Source organism: Zhenhengia yiwuensis (assembly GCF_014384995.1).
Lineage (GTDB): Bacteria > Bacillota > Clostridia > Lachnospirales > Cellulosilyticaceae > Zhenhengia > Zhenhengia yiwuensis.
The window spans coordinates 26,205-44,462 of the sequence record NZ_JACRSY010000027.1 but is presented as its reverse complement, the minus strand read 5'-3'; the positions used below and the strand labels follow the sequence as shown (position 1 = coordinate 44,462).

The following is an 18,258-nucleotide window of genomic DNA, read 5'->3' as shown; positions in this document are numbered from 1 at the left end:
ATGTATTATAACACAAAGCGAATTCATTCTGCTCTTGGGTATATTTCACCTGCACAATTTGAAGAATTAAATTCATAAAATCAACTTAACTTTGTGTCTACTTTTTATTGACAACTCCATAAGTTACTACGCTATAAAGTCTAACATTTGGGGTGCACTTCAAAACATACTACCCCTCTATTTTCTCAACCTTTTATACTAACAGAGTTTTTTAGTTGTTCTCGCACATCCACCTTTATTTTGCCCGTACATCACCTTTCTTCTATACTTTGGTATAAAAACTATATGATATTGGCATTTCCACTTACAGTATGATAAACTTAAATTGTCATTAGAATCTCCTCCTAGGAGGCTTTATTATAATCAATGTAATACTACTGTTTACTCTATTCACCCTTGCATAACTCGGGGATTAATATTGTCATTTATTACACTCAGCTCTCTTAGCTATTGTATAGTAATATACCCTTCCAAAAGTTTTACCAGCACGTCACTATCAAGCTCTTTAAACTAAATAGTCTCTTTATCTAAATCACTATTCAATTTGTTCATTTTCCCTTCTATACACTGCTATTTATAAATTGAATCAAATCCTCCAACTTAATCTCATGAATAGTGACTTCTTCATCTCTACTGCACACTGATATGTAATAGTCTTTATCAAACAGATAACTTTTTATTCTTAAATTATTTTGGATATCACCATTTTGATTGGTTACCATACCATCTAAAACATTTACAGAAAATGAATTAAGTCTAGTTGAAAGCCCAGTTCCAAGATATTTGATATAGCTCTCCTTTAGTGTCCAAATCTGTGTAAATCTTTCTTTCTGCTCATTTCCTGTACCCTCATGAATAAAAATCTTCTCTTCTTCCGCAAAAAATCTATCAACAATATTCTCTTTCACTATCTGAATTCTCTCAATATCAATTCCAACTTCGCTACTCCCATACGCAATTACTACCCACTTTCCAGAATGAGATATGTTATATGAAAAACCTTTTGTATGATTCAAAAATGGCTTTCCAAATTTATTATAGATAATCTCCATCTCTACTAATCGTCCAAATTCCTGAAAAAGACTATATTGGAGTAATAATTCCGCACAAACGCATCTTTTCGCATCATCCATAAAATGAAAATGATCTGCTCTTATACGCCTTTCTTCTGAAACTGCATTTCTAAGCAGCTGATAGCTATCATTATTAATATCTGTTATATTAATACAATTTATAATTATCATACTCTACCTCTTCTTGTTAAAGGTGTCAAAAAATGTGATTGTATAATCACCTGTTAAGAACCTTGAATCCTCTAAGGTATTCATCAACTTCTCTGTTAGTTAAAACACCTCAACCTGCATTTTATCTAAACATCTTAACATTCTATTGACTGCCTGTATTTTATCATAATCATTGCAACATATCTTACACAGATAGAATCATAATAGGTTATTACTATATTATTTATTTCATAGGAAGAATATATCCTTACACCAAACCCACCAGGCATATCAAATTTGGTAATCTTCTCGAATTCCAATATGAACTTACCATTAAAATACTCCACTAATATTGTACCTTGAATCGCATAGCCCCGAAACAATATATCATCCTGATTTTGTTTAAGCGATTCTCCTTGTGCAATCCATATCTGCTCCTTAACTAAATCAATACCCATAATCAGATCGGATATTTTGTGTTCAACCTCTAGCTTAGTATTCATTTCCATAAAATAAATAAGTATTCCACCACTTCATGTTATGGTTTGATATTTACCCTATAAGGACAAATTACTTGCTCGCCTTAGAGGTAGATGCCACAATCATTCTTACTAGCTGCCTCTACAAGAGGCTACTTTCTTTAATTCTTCGTTCTTTAATATGTAGTTTTATTGCTTCTTCTGTAATATTACTTGCTGTTGATACATAATATCCCCATACCCAAAATGATCTATCCCTCTTACTTGCATACTCGGGATGTTTATCAAATACCATCAAGGCACTTTCCCTTTAGATATCCTACAAATTCTAATATAGATAGTTTTTAGAGAATATTTATACATAAATATGCATGTATTACCATTATTGAAATATAGCTTATAGAAATCGCATAGACTTTTGGTCATAGCTTACTTATAGGGAGGGTAAACTCTATCCTTTTGTAGCAATTAATAACTTTTCAAATAAAAAAACATTCTATATTAAACTAATAAATCTAATTTGCTAAATATAAGGTGTTAAGGTATTTTGGTGAATAATACAGGTTAAATTATACTTTTTTAATTTATTAACTTTCTACCTAACCCATGCCTTCTATGCCTTATCAAAAAAGCCATATCGTGATGCATTAACCTAGATTGCCTCACTAGTTCCTAAAAAGAAACTAATTTAATTTTATCCCTATTTTTTATATAATTAAGTATTCTAACTATACCTATACATCAAAATACCATATAAATTAACTATTTTATAGAAAAATATATATTGATAAATATTATCCCCCCTTCATTTTCCCCATCCCATTATACTTAAAAATTTAATCTAATACAGATTCATTTTTTTTGTAGCTATATTCTCCTAAAACGCTCATCATGTTCTACAAACACTAATGTTGTATTGCACTCTAAAAGTGCTACTTCTAATTGTTCCCTAAAATAAATATCCATATAGTTTAGTGGCTCATCTAGAAAAACAAGATTCATATTCTGCGACAACGCCCTTGCAATATCCACTTTTTTCTTTCTCCATTACTATACGTTTCAATTGGTCTTTCTAGATAATCATCCGGTACGTCGAAGCATTGGCATATACTCTAGAAGTATTTGAAATTTTCTTTATCTACTCTCTCCAACTGATAGAATACCTCTTTCACCATTCCCTCTGTCCATGTCGTCTTCTGGTCAACTTTTGCTATTTTCAAGCCATCTGCATATTCTACAGAATCACTTTCTAAATCTGAACTAAGAAGTTTCAGTAATGTCGTTTTCCCTGTACTATTTTTGCCTCTTATCCAAATCCGATCTCCAACCTTTATTTCAAAACTTACATTGTTTAGAATTCTCCTATTGGAATCTGGGTAAGTAAAATTTAATCTGTCTACCTTAATCAACCAATCTTTATTAAATTCTCCCCCTTCAATCACTGACTATTTTTTCTATTCAAAATTTAACAACAAATCATTCTTTGTGTCTATATTCTTTTCAATACTATTTTGAGAATTTCTTGACTGTCTCTGGAATTTTTTAGCTCCATTCTCACACACATGGCATTTGAACTCATACTTTTGCTTTTCCCCTCTTGCTGACCATACTTTATTTTGCTCAATCCTACGTTCTAGCTTCAGCTTTATACGTAATTCAAACTGCTCTTTTACATCCTTGTTCTGTTTCCATGAAGAATAATTGCCTTACTCTATTGTGATGTCTGTTTTATTGATACATATAATGTGATCCACAACATTATCCAGAAAATTACGGTCATGCGATATCACAATAAAGCCTTTTTTCTTGCTTAGATGCCCCATTACCATTTCCTTCCGAACAGCATCCAGATGGTTTGTCGGTTCATCTAGAAGGATAAAATGGTTTGGCTTTAAAAATAAAGCTATCAGTTGAATGGCTGTTTTTTCCCCAACTGAAAGAGTCAAAAAATCTCTTTCTAACAGCTCCTTATTCAGATTCATTAAATCAAATTCCTTTTGAATATTTGCTTCCATTTCATAGCCATTCATTTATGTGTACTTATCTAAAATCGTGTTATATTCATCAAAGAGGCCCTGGTTATTTGAATTAATGATTTCATCTATTACAATTTCCATTGTACGTAAACCACCTATGTTTTCTTTTATGATATCAATTACTTTGGTGTATCCCGTAACATTTTCATATGGAAAATAATCAATTCCACCTGGCAATTTTATATATCTGGAATCTGGCTCCAAAACTCCCATTAATAATTTTAATAATGTTGTCTTTCCTCTTCCATTTCTTCCTATCAATCCTGATTTCCAATTAGTATCCAATACAAGATTTACTTTTTCAAAAATTGGATTATAACAACTTGAATATTGATAACTCATATTTGATATTGTAATCTGTGACATACCCCCCCTCACTCAAACATCCTTAAGTGATACTGTAACAATAACGTTTGATCATCTGTTAGTTGTCCTTCACTTCTTGTTGCAATATCATGATATCTGTTTCGGAATTCTGCAAAACATTGATAATCCACTTTTCCATCTTTATATACGTTTTTTAATATTGCATAATATTCCTCTAGCTGACTTGTAGGGATATACTTCTCCCTTTCTGGCATACTCAAGAGATTACCATATAGTTCCAAAAAACAAGTTAGCATATTATTGCTCTGTCCTTCTGCTAAAGCGTTATGGAAATTCTGCTGTGCTTCCTCTAAGCCTATCGTATACGTATTTATATTTTTCATGGTCTTTGCAATTTTCGAAATGACTCTTTCAAAGCTTACTTCTACTAGATCCAAAACATCATAATTTCTTATATATTGAATGCAACGCTGCATATTGATTGTACTGGTCAAATGCAAAACCAAATCACTCTTTATAGTTTCCTTTTCTAACAAAGAGCCTGTACAATTGGATACAACGGCTATCTTAGGCTGATTCACAGGAAATTCACTTAAAAATTTATAAAACTCAGCAGCTATCTTATTTAATGCACTTGAATGATATGGTGCTGAAACATTTAATTTAATAAGGAAATATTCATTGAAACATTCGACTAATTCTTCAAAAAAGTAATCATAATACGCAAGCACTACTTCTTCAGAAGAATTTATAATGGCTACCTCAACAACTTTTTCTCCATACGATAACTGTTTACACTTGTTCTTAATCCATTCAATATCAATCTGCTTACCCTTAATTGCAAATAACCCACAAGAACGTCCCTTTACACACTGGCTTGTCAAATAGGCCCTTCGTTCTACAATTTTTAAAGTATCCTCAAAAGAAAAAACACCTGCACACGTCAAAGCATTATAATGCCCTAAACTGTGTCCCAAAACGATAGATGGATGAATATTCATTTGTTCTATCATATATTGATACATAATATAATTAATTACGTAGACTACAACTTGTGTATATTCCACTGCATTTATGAGTTTTTCATGCTGCAGTACGTATGCTAAATCAAACGAAAGTATCTGGTTTGCTCTTTGTATAATTACTTCCGTTTCTTTGTATTTTTCTTTTAATTCCAGATATACTTTTTTATTCTGTATCCCTTGTCCATTAAATCCTATTGCAGTTTTCATCCCATCACCTACTTAAATAAGAGTTTTATTCGGTTTCAGCGTAATATACGCATATGTACAATGCCTGCAGACTTCTTCACAGTTCTTGCCGATCCCTATTTTACGTGAACTATTCAGTATACTCTGATAATGTTCTCCCATCACAATTTCTTTTAAAGATTCGTTGATAATATTTCCGATCTTGCAGGTATTTTTCCAGTCATGTGTACATAGTGTGATTTCTCCATAATGATCAATTGGCATTTCAACTAGAGGTTTCTTACAAGAAAACTCATTCTGGTAGGTACTATTGTAAATATTAAGCCGTTCATCCATATCTGCAATTCCTATTGTTACATCTAGATACTTTTCTTTTATTTCTTCAAAATATTTAATATCATTCATATTGTAACAGGTTATGACAACTTTATCAAATATAGCTAAGGAATATCCTTTTTTCTGAATATCCTGAATCAGCGTTCCATTGGTCCAAAGCAGATATTTATAATATGGTCTTTTTTCGATTACCTCCTGTATTTTTTCTATATACAACAATGGCTCATTATAATGATGAAAAGCAAAATACCCATTAAAATTCAGTTCTTTTGCCTGGTCCATAGCAGTACATATAATATCTGGAGTCAGGGTCTTTCTGTCTGATTCTCTCTTTATTTTGTTGATTGGACATTCTAAATGAATATTTTTTAAATTGCAGCCTGTCCCTATTTCAAATGAAATTAATTTATGCTGTGATAAATCAAATGTTTTAATCATAAATTCCACCTCTCTCCATATAGTTTTCTATGTCTTCCACAACCTGCGAAAGGCCACCTAACTGTTGCATTTCTTTGGCTACTTCCATGCAATTCTGTTTTATTGCCTCATCATACAGACATTTATACACGGATTCTTTTAAGATGTCTTCGTGTACATCTCCCTCAATCACAATCCCCATATTATTTTTCTTAATATCTTCTGCTGTAAGATAATGATCTCCTGTCTGAGGAATAATTAGCGTTGGAACCCCAAAGTTCGCAGCTTCACGTATACTATTATTACCTCCATGACTAATGAAAACATCAATATTCTGAAGTACTTTGATCTGTGGCCAGTTCTTCCGTACATGCCAGTTATCTGGCAGACTGACGAAATCTGAGGCATCATTGGCTTTCCCAATACTGAGCAATACATTTACATCCATATCCTTCAATGCATTAATACACACTTGATATAAAACCGTGCTATTATAAATAGTACCGAAAGAAATGTAAATATTCTTTTTATCCTTCTCGATATACACTTCGATATCTTCCTTTATATCATCTTCATCCACTAAGATGCCTGTAAATCTATTTTTCTTTTGGTCAATTAAATCTGCGTGCATCTGAAACCGGCTAGAAGTGTAAATAAAATTGAAATCTCCACATCCTCCATAATTATCTAAAATAGATACCTCCTTTAGCTCTGGGTACATCCGCCATAACTTTTTATTACAGATACGTATAAATGGTGTCACACAATCATAGGAAAAATCATGCTCCTGTAAGATAAATTTTGCAAATTCTTCTGGATAGGTTTCTATCATTTTTGCATTGAAACAATATGGTGTTCCAGAAGCAAAACTTAAAATACCTAACTTTTTTGCAATGAGTTTTCCCCATATTGCAATATTATCAAATACAACTGCATTTAGATTTTTTTTTTCTAATTCCTTTATATCCTTTTTCATGAAAATATCGGTAATAGTAAACAAATGAATCCCTAAATAATATATTTCCTGATAATAATCTACCTTCTTATTATCAATAGCTTTTGTTGCTTGAGGATTGTATGTACTACCTTGTGAAAACAGCTGTTCAATCTCATCGGAATACTGGCAGAACTGTACTCCTTTTTGTTCAATATAGTCTTTAAATGCAATACCTGAATAATAATAAATAGAATGTCCTCTTTTCATGAGTCGTGCTGCTATCTTTAAGCCATAATTAATATGTCCAAATAAAGGAATTGAAAAGAAAGCAATATTTCCCATAACTATCTCCTTTCTTTATTTAACAGCAATTTAACTGCTTTACATAATTCCTCTTGTTTCATTCTGTACTCTTGATTGCTATAAACACGTAATTGCTTAGATGCATTCCCTACTTTTTCCTTTATATCCCTCGATTCCATAATCTCAATACTTTTCTTTTTTATAAGCTCCGATGTAACTTCTTTGCTCAGTATCTTCTCTCCATAGCCACGTTCTTTTACAAATTCAGCATTGATAAATTCATCATTTACCTGCGGGATAATTAACAAAGGTACTTCATAATATAAGGATTCCATAACCGTATTCTGTCCACCATGACATATACAAAGACTGCACTTTTCTATCAAATCCAGCTGTTTCAGAAATTTTCCAATATTAATATTAGGATAACTTTTGTACTTGTTACGTAATTCCTCTTCATATTCTCCTGCTGAAACATAAACAGTACATGCTAAATCTTTAACTCCATCTATACATTTCACAATCAGCTCTTTTAATCTCAGAATCGTGCCAAATGAAATATATATTCCCTTTTCTTTTGTTCTATTCCCCATTTTCGTTTTTTCAGGTAACAGTATTCCTAAGAATAAGCAAGAATTTTCCTGGGCATTTTTATAATAAATAAGTTCTGGGGCTGTATACAGGATATTTAACATCCCATTTGCACAAATACAGTCCAAAATATAAAATGCTTCATCTTGGTACTTTTTTTGCAGTATTACTTCATACATTCTTATTTCTCTTTTTAAGCTTTTTTCACTTATACTAGTATCCCCAATGTAACCTTGCAATACAAGCTTTAAATCTTTTGAAAAGTCCTCTTTCCCAATTGGCTGCATTGTCACAGAAGAGATATAGGGAACTTGAAGATTTACTGCTATCTTCTTTCCCCAATAAGCCATAGAATCCAGTATAATACAATCTGGCTCCAGCTTCTTTATATAATCCATATCCCTCAGGTACGACTCTGCACAAGCTAAAAGTCCATCGGCAAAATAAAAGACTGACTCTAATTGCTTTTTTAAGCCAACATCTTCTGTTTTGGTATCTCCTTGAAACTTGGTTTCTAATATATGTACATTTGTTCCTTCGAGCATATAGGAATACTTTTTATCAATATCCATATATACCTGGTTTTCCTTTGAAAGCATTTTCGCTACCTTTGTTAAATAGTTTACATGTCCATAATAGGGAAAAGAAAAAATAATTATATTTGCCATATGTGATCTCCTATTCCATCCCCTCTAAAAGCAAATTCAGATCCTCCATAGATAAACCTTCATCAATATACTCAATCTCATCTATTTCATTTCTACTTTCAAAACTAAGTGATTGAGTTAAGTTCTTGTAAAACAGTTCCAGAAAACGGTAGACCTCTTTTTCACCCTTTTCACTTATGACAAACAGATTTAGATTTTGACCTTCTTCAAAAATATCAATCTGATAATCATAATCTGTATTTTCACAAAATTCGTAATTTAACTTTTCCCCGTTTTCTTCTTGTAGGGAAAACGCCTGGAAGGTAAAATGCAGGTCTCCTAAATAATTTACTCGAAGGACTCTTTGTTGCCCAAGCAGTTCATTTGTAATTAAATTAGGTTCTTTATATTGCTCTAATACACTATGAAATACATCTTTTGCTTTCTCATTTTCAAAATACATATATTCGAGCTGGGTCATCCAGCCCATTACATTTTCAATTTTTATGCCATCCATATGTTTTCTTCCAAAACTTTCTTTCTCTATTACAACTGAATTGTTATACATTTGAAGAAATGTCTGTGCGAAAACTGCATTTATCAAATCAGCATATGAAATCTGGTACTGCAGATTAATTTTGCTTATAGATGGCAAAAGTTCAGCTACCTCATATACAAACTTATATTTTTTCTGTTTTCCTAATGTGCTCTGCCTACTAAAAATAACACTATCCGGTGTCCATGCATTCTTTGCTGTATATTCCGCATAAGAAATTTCTTCCCCTATTAATTCAACAGACTGTTCCGTCTCTCCATTCCTTACCAGAAAATCTAAGTCAGATAAAAATATTTTCCATGATACAAAATCTATAATTAAATGATTTATTATAATTTTGAATGTACATTCATCTATTTTCTGTACTGCAAACAGTAAGTCACGGTTTAGATCAAAGAAATATTCTCCCTCTTTATATTCTTTGATTTCAATCTTATGCTCTAAATGATGGCTATTATACAAAAGTTTCTTTTCCTTATTAACGTTTATACATAACACAGGATGTTTTCTTTGCAGTATTTTGAAATAACTAGACATCTTTTCTATAGCAATTGGCTTTTTAAATTGAATCACGACTGACTGGTTACTACCATTTCTACTTAAGTTCTGGTTAAAGAGAAATCTTCGAACAATTGGAGTCCATGCAATTTTTTCAGCGAGAACATCATCTAGATTTTTTTTCTGTGCTGTATTATCTGTCATTCTTTTTGCAATATCTCTAAGCTTAGGATACATTAATATGTCCTTTATTTTAATTTGGTAATGGTAGTATTCTAACTTCTGGGCAAACATAATTGCTTTAATGGAGTCTCCTCCTAATTCAATAAAGTCTGCATTTAAATCATGGATTTCCATATGCAACAGTTCACTTAAAACATTCATGACAATCTTTTCTTTTTCATTTACCTCAATACCTATTTCTTCCACGGTATCTGTACTTTCATTTTCCCTAATCTGTTTTAATACTTCATGATCAACTTTTCCGTTAGTCGTCAATGGAATCTGGTCTACCTGAATTATTTTTCTTGGCATCATATATGAGGTTAAATAATCGGAAAGATATTCATAAAGTAAACTAACTTCATAGGCATTTAAAACAACATATGCTATAATCTCCTGATTTCCGTTCTTTGTAACAATTTCAACAACACAGTCTCTAACATATTCATTTTGCATAATGGCCGTTAAGATCTCATCTAATTCAATTCTATATCCATTCAGTTTCACTTGCTTATCGATACGGCCAAGATACTCTATATTGTCAGGTGATATAAATTTCGCAATATCACCTGTTTTATACATTTTAGTTCCTGGTTCAAATGGATTTTCAACAAATCTTTCGTCCGTTAATATTTTATTCCTATAATATCCTTTTGCCAAGCAAGCTCCAGCTATATACATTTCTCCCGGAACAAATCTTCCAACTTGTTTTCTTTCTTTATCCAATAAATAAATTTTTACATTATGGATTGGAACACCTACCGGAACAGAAGTTACATTTGACAGTTCTTTATTGTATTGGTAACTCATACAGCCAATTGTTGCCTCCGTAGGTCCATACTCATTATAATAAGCAATTTCATGTTGAAAGCTTTTTTCTACTTTATGTATAGTCTCAATTAATAACTTTTCTCCTCCGATTATAAATGCACGAATTTTGTTATTCGTATAGGTTTCACTTGCAATAATATTTAAGTGGGATGGTGTTACCTTAACAACACTACAGATATTTTCACGGACAATTTTAAAAATTGGATGCAAGATTTCATCATCTAGGTAAACTTTTACTGCTGCTCCTGAACAGAATGTAACAAATATAGTAGTCAAGGTAAAATCAAATGCTATAGATGAATAAAGTGGAAAGATATCATTTCCTGTAACCTGATATGCATCTTTTGCCCAAAGAATATAATTAAGTAATGAAGAATTTGTTACTTCTACCCCTTTGGGATTTCCTGTAGTTCCGGAAGTAAATAGAATATAAAGTACTCTTTCACCTACACAGCATTTTGGGAGTTCCTTTTCCTCCAATTCTTCTGCTTCTTTCTCAAAATCTCTTACCTTTATGTTTTCGATATCCTCATAAGAAATTTCTTCATCTACATCATCTACAAGAACAAACTTTGCACTGATTTTTTCAAAAATATACCGTTTCCGCTTATCTGACCATTTTTTGTCAAGTGGTACAAAAACAGCTCCTATATATATAATTGCATATATTGCAGCCAATAAATAAACAGAGTGTTCTACATGTAGACAAACATAATCATTTTCCTGTATTCCCTTCTTTTTAAGGTATTTTATACATTGGAAAACAAGTCTCCAAAATTCCTGATACGAATATTTTTTATTATTTTCCCATACCGCTAGAAAATCTGGATGCTCCTTCACTTCTTTGCTGAACAGCCCAAATATGCTTTCTGTCTGGATTTTCTTTTCAGTACAATTGTAGTTTGCTCTTTCCTCCAGTTCATCCTCAGATACATAATTTAATTCCTTCAGCTGATTTACACCTTTTATAATCTGTTCACATAGATACACCAGAGTCTGATACATATAATCTATCATTTCCTCCGAATATTCTTCCACATTGTAATCAAAATCCAACTCTAGTTTATCCATGTTGCCCCATTCGCAAAGCGACATCTGTAATTCATAGATTTGGGTTCCAGAAAAGTGATTTATAAAATTTGCATTAAATCCACAAAACTGCTCTCCAAACTTCATATTGTAATAATTAAAGGTGAAATGATATGCCAAATTAGATTTATTTCCTTCTACCTCATTTAACAGTTCCTGATAGGAATATAAGGAATGTTTAAATCCTTCTTTCATATCTTTCGAAACCTGCTTTATGTAATCATCTACTCCTTCCTTCCCAGTTGTGTTGATTACAAGTGGAATGATATTTGTAAACATTCCAACAGTTCTTTTCTGAACAGAATTTCTTCTGTTATAAATAGGAATACCAATATACACTTGATTCCTTTGCTTAAAATACGCCAAAAGCAATGCAAAAAGACTAACAAAAAACTGATTTCCTGTCATCTGGTTACATTCTAAATACTGTTTTAATTCTTCTCTTATTGAATTCTCTATATAAAATCTTTTTCGTTTCGCTTGCCGTATACTGTTAGCAGAACCTTCTACTGTTTCTTTTATAGTCTCTGCAACTTGTTTCAAATACTCCTTATCCTTTTCGTAACGCTCTCCTGCCCTATAATCATTTGTAAACTGAAGAAGCTGGCTATACTCGTAAACAACGATTTCCTGTTTTTTTGACTCATCCTCTTCATAAAAAGCATTGAGCATTTGAAAAATAACTTCCATGGACCATCCATCTGATATAATATGATGCAATACTACAGTTAAAAAATATTCCTCTTCTGAAACCTGGTACAGTTCAAAATAGAACAAATCATTCTGATAAAGTTCCATCGGCTTCTCCATAATACTTTTTTTATGTTTTTCGTAGGAAATGCCATCTTTTTGTAAAACAAATGGTAAATAAAATTGTTTATATGCCTTCACTTCCTGATACACTTCTCCATCTTCCAATACAATATGGGTACGCAAAGAAGTCTGGCTTTCTATTAACCTGTTAAATGCCCAGTTCAGCTTTTCATACTCTATCTTTCCTTGTATATGTACACTTCCACCGATATTATGTAATGCTTCCCCTTTGAAGAGACATTCATTATAATAAATACTTTTCTGATACTCTGTTAATTTATATTTCATTGTTATCCTTCTCTTCTTTTAAATAAGTTCTAATACATCTGCACAAACTTGCTTCCAGTTACTCTTTTTTCTCACAAATCTAATTCTTAATTTTTGAAAGGAGCGTAATAACATTTCTATCTCATCTTGCTTTTCTTTTTCTTCCTGCAGTTCAAGAATTAAATATCTTGTAATCTCTAGGAAATTTATCGTTTCATTTAAAATTTTCACTTCTATCGCTTCATCTTTCTGTCCTTTAGTCGGTAAAGAAAATATGCCCGCTATCTCGTTAAGAATCTGCTTATAGTCCCATAAAACCAATTTTGCATTCTGGGAATTTCCTTTTCTTTCTTCTGAAGGGTATAACTCAACATAATCTAATTCTTTATCTGGAAAATTTTCTTTGTATCCAAAATACGCATTGGAAATATCCTCAAAAGAAATTCTACGTTTCTGATAAGAAAAGCTTTCGAAATTCATCTGCTCCATCACTATCACTTCTTCTGTAGATTCATCAAACCCAAAAACAGTAACACTATGTGCATAGTGTATTTTCTTGAACATGTCCTCACGAATAGAAATATAATAACAGTCCACGCCCAATATAACAGGATTTCCAGACGTTATTGCTTTCTTCAGACAATCTATCAGATTCTGTTTCTCATCATATTCTTTAAGTTCCAGATTGAACTTTTCTAGTAGAACTTCTAAACTTTCCTTATTTACAAATTCAATTTGAAACGATTTTCTTTTTTGCAAACATCTTGGCTCAAAATTTAAAATGAAATCTGGGATTGAGATTTCGTATTTCTGTAATACTGAGAACAATGCACTGTAAAAACAATTATTAAACATAAACTGATTAAATGGTTTTATACCCTGTACTTCCACGCACTGTTTCTTCAGATTCATTTGTCTCTCAATCAGCCTGCATATCTCTTCTATATTTGGAACACTATCATAAAAATCTTCTGGAAGATGAACCGGAAATTTTGCTTCTAAAGAGGCAACCAGATTAATTGCACTGATTGAATTGCCTCCTTGCATAATAAAATCTTTTTCTTCGTCTACCTCCTCATACCCTAAGACCTCTTTCCAGGTTTCTATTACACCTCTTTTGATATCTTTTAAATCCTCAATCACAAGTGTTTTTTTCTCTACTGTTGCTGCAATTTGTGCTTCAGCAAATAATTCTTTTTCTGTCATGATGATATGTCCATTATATTTTTTGAGTGCATGAACAAACCAGTCTGACATTTTTTTAAAGGATAATGGTTCAACCAGCATATCCCTCGTGCTAATAGGATTTCGACGTCCCATACCTGCATCACGAAATGCTGGCCAATCTAAGCTAATAACCCTTTTTCCTTTCTGAGCCATCTGCATAGAATAGGCATCCATAAACCGATTTGCATATGCATAATCTCCTTGTCCAGCAGTTCCCGTAACAGATGCTAGCGAAGAGAAGCAAAAATAAAATTTTACCTCTTCCTGCCTTGTAAATCTGTCTAGGTATAAAAGACCTTTTATTTTAGGTTCTATTACTTTTTGCATGCCTTCTGTAGTTTTTGCTTTTAGCAAACCATGGCTTTCTATCCCAGCACAGTGAATGACTCCCTGTATCTTCTTTTTATCATGCACAACTACACACTTAACTAAATTTTTCACCTCATCTGCTACTGTTATATCACAGCTTTTTATTTCATAGGTACTTCCATTTTGCCGAATCAGTGCAAGCATGTTTTTAACTGCCTCATCCTTAAGATGATGCTCTGGATTGCGCGATGCAAAATAAAAGTGAACATTTACTATTTGAGAAATCCTGTTACATAAATGAAGGGCATTTTCACTAAAACCACCTAATACAAGATAAGTATCACCTTCTGCAAATGGATTCTCATATTCACTTCCACTGTCCAATACATAAGTTTCTCGATAGAGCTTATTTCCCCTAACTGCTACTTTTTCATAACCAGACTTTATAGATAATAAATCGGTTATATTTTCTTCTTTCAAATCATCTGAAACATCTATGCATTTTACTGTCATTTTTCCTTTATGCTCTGCACTTACACTTTTTAAATATTCATAAAAAGCAGAATTAAATGCATTTATATCTGTATCATTTTCATTCACCATCGCACCATAATTACCAATACAGATAATCTGGTTTATCTTCACTTCTGCTGACCGTAAACATAAATAAATCTTATGAAAAGCTAAAATACCGCTTTCTACTGCCTGATCATAATCTTTGTCATAATCTAATTTTTCGTATAGAGATGCTAAATAGAAAATAGTAATTCCACTATTCCTCATATTATTCCATTCTATCTCATCAATCTGATTATAGTTGATTACTGTAACGTTTGAAGAATTTTGAGAAGTGGTTTGAATGCTTGTCTGCAGATATGTTGCAAGACGTTCTGATAGCTTATCTCTTGATTTCACAATGAGACAGTCTCCAAATGCACCAAGATTACCCTCTTCTGGCTCCACTTCTAATTCCCACCTTGGGATATAGCAAAATGGTTCCTTTATTTCTTTATCTTTCTTATCATAATCCCACCAGCAGCTTCTCTTCTTAAACGAATATACTGGAATATGTACTGTCGAAAATGAATATGGGGCATAACAGTCGTCCCAATTCACGTTTCCTTGTTCCTCATAATATGTTGCTAGCCTTACCAGATTATTCTTATCTGCTTCCTTCGGTTCAACTAGAATCCCTTTCAAAGGAAGTCCAAAACAGCTTTCTTTTTCCTTTGTCTTTCTATCAAAAGGTTTGGCATATACCTGCAATAACTGAAAACGTAAATTTTCTATATTTTTAAACACAAAAGCTTTTCTGTACTCATAATGTTCACGCGTTGTATTTGCAGTATAGCAAATATCAAATAAGTCCTGATCTGACTGATTATTTAAAAAGATAATGTATTCTTTTATAAGAGCTTTTAAAGATTCTTCATTTAATGCAGATATTGTTAGCAAGTAATATTCACAGCTTATCTGCTCTGTTTTGCCTACTGAATCATTGCTAAAAATTGCATGTCCATTTGTGCCACTTAAACCAAATGAATTTACAGCCATCAAATGTTCATCTGTCGAAAGCTTATGTCCTTTTTTCACAACATATAAAGGAGATTGTATAAAATTTAAATTCCAGTTTGGAAACGTATAATGTATTGTTGGGACAATTTCTTTATAGTATAAGGACAATACAACTTTCAAGACTCCTGCCAAACCTGCTGCTGAATTTAAATGTCCAATATTGCTTTTTACAGAGCCGATCCCACAATAATCTTTGCGCTGTGTCATATCTGACATTACCTGATTTAATGCTTCTATCTCAATGGAATCTCCTATTTTGGTTCCAGTTCCATGGGCTTCCAGATAAGCAAGCTTGTTGATATCCAGACCAGCTTCCTTCCATGCTCTTTCAATCAGCCTTTTTTGTGCCAGCATATTAGGTGAAGTCAAACTGCTAGACTTGCCATCATGGCCGATTGCCGTCTTGTTTACTACTGCATAAATGGGATCGTGCTCTTTTACAGCTTTCGAATAAGGTTTCAGTAACATAGTAATAACGCCTTCTCCTTTTGCTGTACCATCAGATAAATAATCAAATGCCCTTGTTCTATTCTGTTTCGACTCAATTCCGAGCTGGTGATTCTCCGCCTTTACAGGAACTAGAGTAAGATTCACGGTTGCTACGATGGCTTGTGTACATTCTTCATTTAAAATACTCTTACAGGCTTGATGAAGAGCAGACAATGATGAGGAACACGCAGTATTGACGTTATATGCTGGACCTGTGAGATTAAAGTAATCAGATATTCTTCCTGCTAGGATTGCTGAATGATTACCCGCTATAGACATGTTATATAATTCTGGCTTTGCCCGATAAATAATATCCTTGTATCGAATCAGATCTCCATCATCATATCCAATAAATACACCTGTACTGCTCCCATTAAATTCTTCTGCTTTTCGATTAGAATCCTCAAGGCATCTGAAAACAGATTGCAGAAGCAGTTTCTGGCTAGGATCTATTAAAGAAGCTTCTCTCGGTGTAATGTGAAAAAAGTCGCAATCGAACTTATCAATATCCTCTAAATAGCACATCTCTTCATATTCTGACTGAAAAGAACTATGTTGATATAAATTCAAAATATCATCTGCTATTTTCTTTCTTCTAAGGGGTATGGTTCCAACCATATCCGTTCCTGATTGAATCCGATTCCAGAATTCATATGGCGAATTTGCATTTCCAATGTTGCAGTCTAAACCAATAATAGCAACCTTTTCTTCTTTATTTTTTTTCTCTGCCCTTTCAGAGCTTTTCATATTTGAAAGTTTCATTTTATCCCCCTTCTCATATTAACAAAGAACCTCTAGTGCCTCACATATCTTCTGTGTGACCACATCAATTTCCTCAAACAGAGAATCGATCGCAAAGTTTAAATAGAGTAAATTTTCTTCAATATGGCGAACAATAATACCATTAGCCAGCAGATATTGTCGAAATAGCTGGCATTTTGATTTATTAACATCTTTTGAAAATACAATAATGTATACTAGCCCTCTTATATGTATCTCTTCAATAAAGGTCTTATTTATACATGCCTGGAAAGACTCTTTCATTTTTTTCTCGAATGCATTGATTTGTGCTAAAACAGTAGTTTTTTCTTTCATGCAATAATCTAACAAATCATTGGCTCTCTGCATTGCAAGTTCACTTAGCGATAAATTCGATTTGATTATATCTTCATTTTTCAGAATTTTTTTATCTTCAAATCTGTCTTTTAAAAAGCATGCAACTGATGTTGCCACACCTAATCCTAATCCTTTTGAAAAACATATAATATCTGGAACCACTTGTTCAAACTGCTGTGCGTAAAGAAAAGTTCCCATTGACCATACTCCAGAACGTACTTCATCAAATAGAATTAAATGATTATTTTTTCTGGCTGCATCATAAATAGAATGAATCATTTTGTTTGCTTTTTCACCATACTTGGCAAATAAGTACATTGGTTCGATTATAACTAATCCATTTCTACATGATATAATACTGGATATATCCAACCTTTTATTCTTGTCTATAAGAATAAATTCTAAAGGTAAGTCCATATACTGTGCTGTATTCTCTTCCACTTGCATCATATCAATTCCATGATATACATGCTTCATCTTTATTATGGCTGTTATATTCAAATACTTTTTGCAGATTATGACTGCATTATCAATTGCCTGGCTTCCACTTAGGTAATTAATGATTTCATATTCCCCTAACGAACCCAGTTCTTTTTTCAATTTTAAACCTAATTCCTGATATAGCTCCCGATTTTGATAAAAAATTCCCCTCTCTATGATCTTTCTTGAATTTTCTACAATACAATATGGAATCTGACGATACACACAATTCCAGTCATCTACGTAAATCACTTGTTTCTCACTCATACTGCTTCCCAC

Annotated in this window: 14 protein-coding genes and 1 pseudogene; 1 reads left to right on the top strand and 14 read right to left on the bottom strand. The window is 32.5% G+C overall.

Features of this window, described 5'->3' with window-relative positions:
* The gene (locus H8718_RS21105; protein WP_408646572.1) at positions 1-78 is read left to right on the top strand and encodes an IS3 family transposase; all 78 of its coding nucleotides are present in this window, start codon (positions 1-3) and stop codon (positions 76-78) included.
* A gap of 120 nt (positions 79-198) precedes the next feature.
* Here the strand turns inward: H8718_RS21105 and H8718_RS21100 are convergent, their stop codons facing one another.
* From H8718_RS21100 to H8718_RS14645, 14 genes and pseudogenes are all read right to left on the bottom strand, one after another.
* Entirely contained in the window at positions 199-276 is a 78-nt protein-coding gene (locus H8718_RS21100) for a hypothetical protein (RefSeq protein WP_408646582.1), read from the bottom strand.
* 284 nt (positions 277-560) lie between these two features.
* Positions 561-1,244, bottom strand: a complete 684-nt coding sequence (locus H8718_RS14710; RefSeq protein WP_249333477.1) for a 4'-phosphopantetheinyl transferase family protein — start codon at positions 1,242-1,244, stop codon at positions 561-563.
* 134 nt (positions 1,245-1,378) lie between these two features.
* Positions 1,379-1,732, bottom strand: coding sequence for an ATP-binding protein (locus H8718_RS14705; RefSeq protein ID WP_249333476.1), 354 nt, complete (start codon positions 1,730-1,732; stop codon positions 1,379-1,381).
* A gap of 112 nt (positions 1,733-1,844) precedes the next feature.
* Positions 1,845-2,000, bottom strand: coding sequence for a hypothetical protein (locus H8718_RS14700; protein ID WP_249333475.1), 156 nt, complete (start codon positions 1,998-2,000; stop codon positions 1,845-1,847).
* A gap of 569 nt (positions 2,001-2,569) precedes the next feature.
* The gene (locus H8718_RS14695; RefSeq protein WP_249333474.1) at positions 2,570-2,734 is read right to left on the bottom strand and encodes a P-loop NTPase family protein; all 165 of its coding nucleotides are present in this window, start codon (positions 2,732-2,734) and stop codon (positions 2,570-2,572) included.
* 80 nt (positions 2,735-2,814) lie between these two features.
* The gene (locus tag H8718_RS14690; protein WP_249333473.1) at positions 2,815-3,144 is read right to left on the bottom strand and encodes an ATP-binding cassette domain-containing protein; all 330 of its coding nucleotides are present in this window, start codon (positions 3,142-3,144) and stop codon (positions 2,815-2,817) included.
* Between the two features lie 264 nt (positions 3,145-3,408).
* Positions 3,409-4,080, bottom strand: a pseudogene (locus H8718_RS20850) (ATP-binding cassette domain-containing protein).
* Positions 4,081-4,112: 32 nt separating this feature from the next.
* Complete coding sequence (locus tag H8718_RS14675) at positions 4,113-5,297, bottom strand: ACP S-malonyltransferase (protein WP_249333470.1); 1,185 nt, start codon at positions 5,295-5,297, stop codon at positions 4,113-4,115.
* A gap of 12 nt (positions 5,298-5,309) precedes the next feature.
* On the bottom strand, positions 5,310-6,050 hold the full coding sequence (locus H8718_RS14670; RefSeq protein ID WP_249333469.1) for an SPASM domain-containing protein: 741 nt from the start codon (positions 6,048-6,050) through the stop codon (positions 5,310-5,312).
* Positions 6,043-7,308 (bottom strand): nucleotide disphospho-sugar-binding domain-containing protein, encoded by a 1,266-nt coding sequence (locus H8718_RS14665; RefSeq protein WP_249333468.1) that lies wholly within the window; start codon positions 7,306-7,308, stop codon positions 6,043-6,045. The genes H8718_RS14670 and H8718_RS14665 overlap by 8 nt, the downstream gene beginning before the upstream one ends.
* 2 nt (positions 7,309-7,310) lie before the next feature.
* Positions 7,311-8,432 (bottom strand): glycosyltransferase, encoded by a 1,122-nt coding sequence (locus H8718_RS14660; protein WP_330597730.1) that lies wholly within the window; start codon positions 8,430-8,432, stop codon positions 7,311-7,313.
* A gap of 106 nt (positions 8,433-8,538) precedes the next feature.
* Positions 8,539-12,804: an amino acid adenylation domain-containing protein gene (locus H8718_RS14655; protein ID WP_249333467.1), complete on the bottom strand. Its 4,266-nt coding sequence runs from the start codon at positions 12,802-12,804 to the stop codon at positions 8,539-8,541.
* An 18-nt stretch (positions 12,805-12,822) separates the two neighbouring features.
* Positions 12,823-17,145 carry a beta-ketoacyl synthase N-terminal-like domain-containing protein gene (locus tag H8718_RS14650; RefSeq protein WP_249333466.1) on the bottom strand — a complete coding sequence of 1,441 codons (4,323 nt, stop codon included), beginning with the start codon at positions 17,143-17,145 and terminating at the stop codon, positions 12,823-12,825.
* Between the two features lie 18 nt (positions 17,146-17,163).
* A complete protein-coding gene (locus H8718_RS14645; RefSeq protein WP_249333465.1) occupies positions 17,164-18,246 on the bottom strand; it encodes an aminotransferase class III-fold pyridoxal phosphate-dependent enzyme in 1,083 nt (360 codons plus the stop codon).
* Positions 18,247-18,258 lie beyond the last annotated feature (12 nt).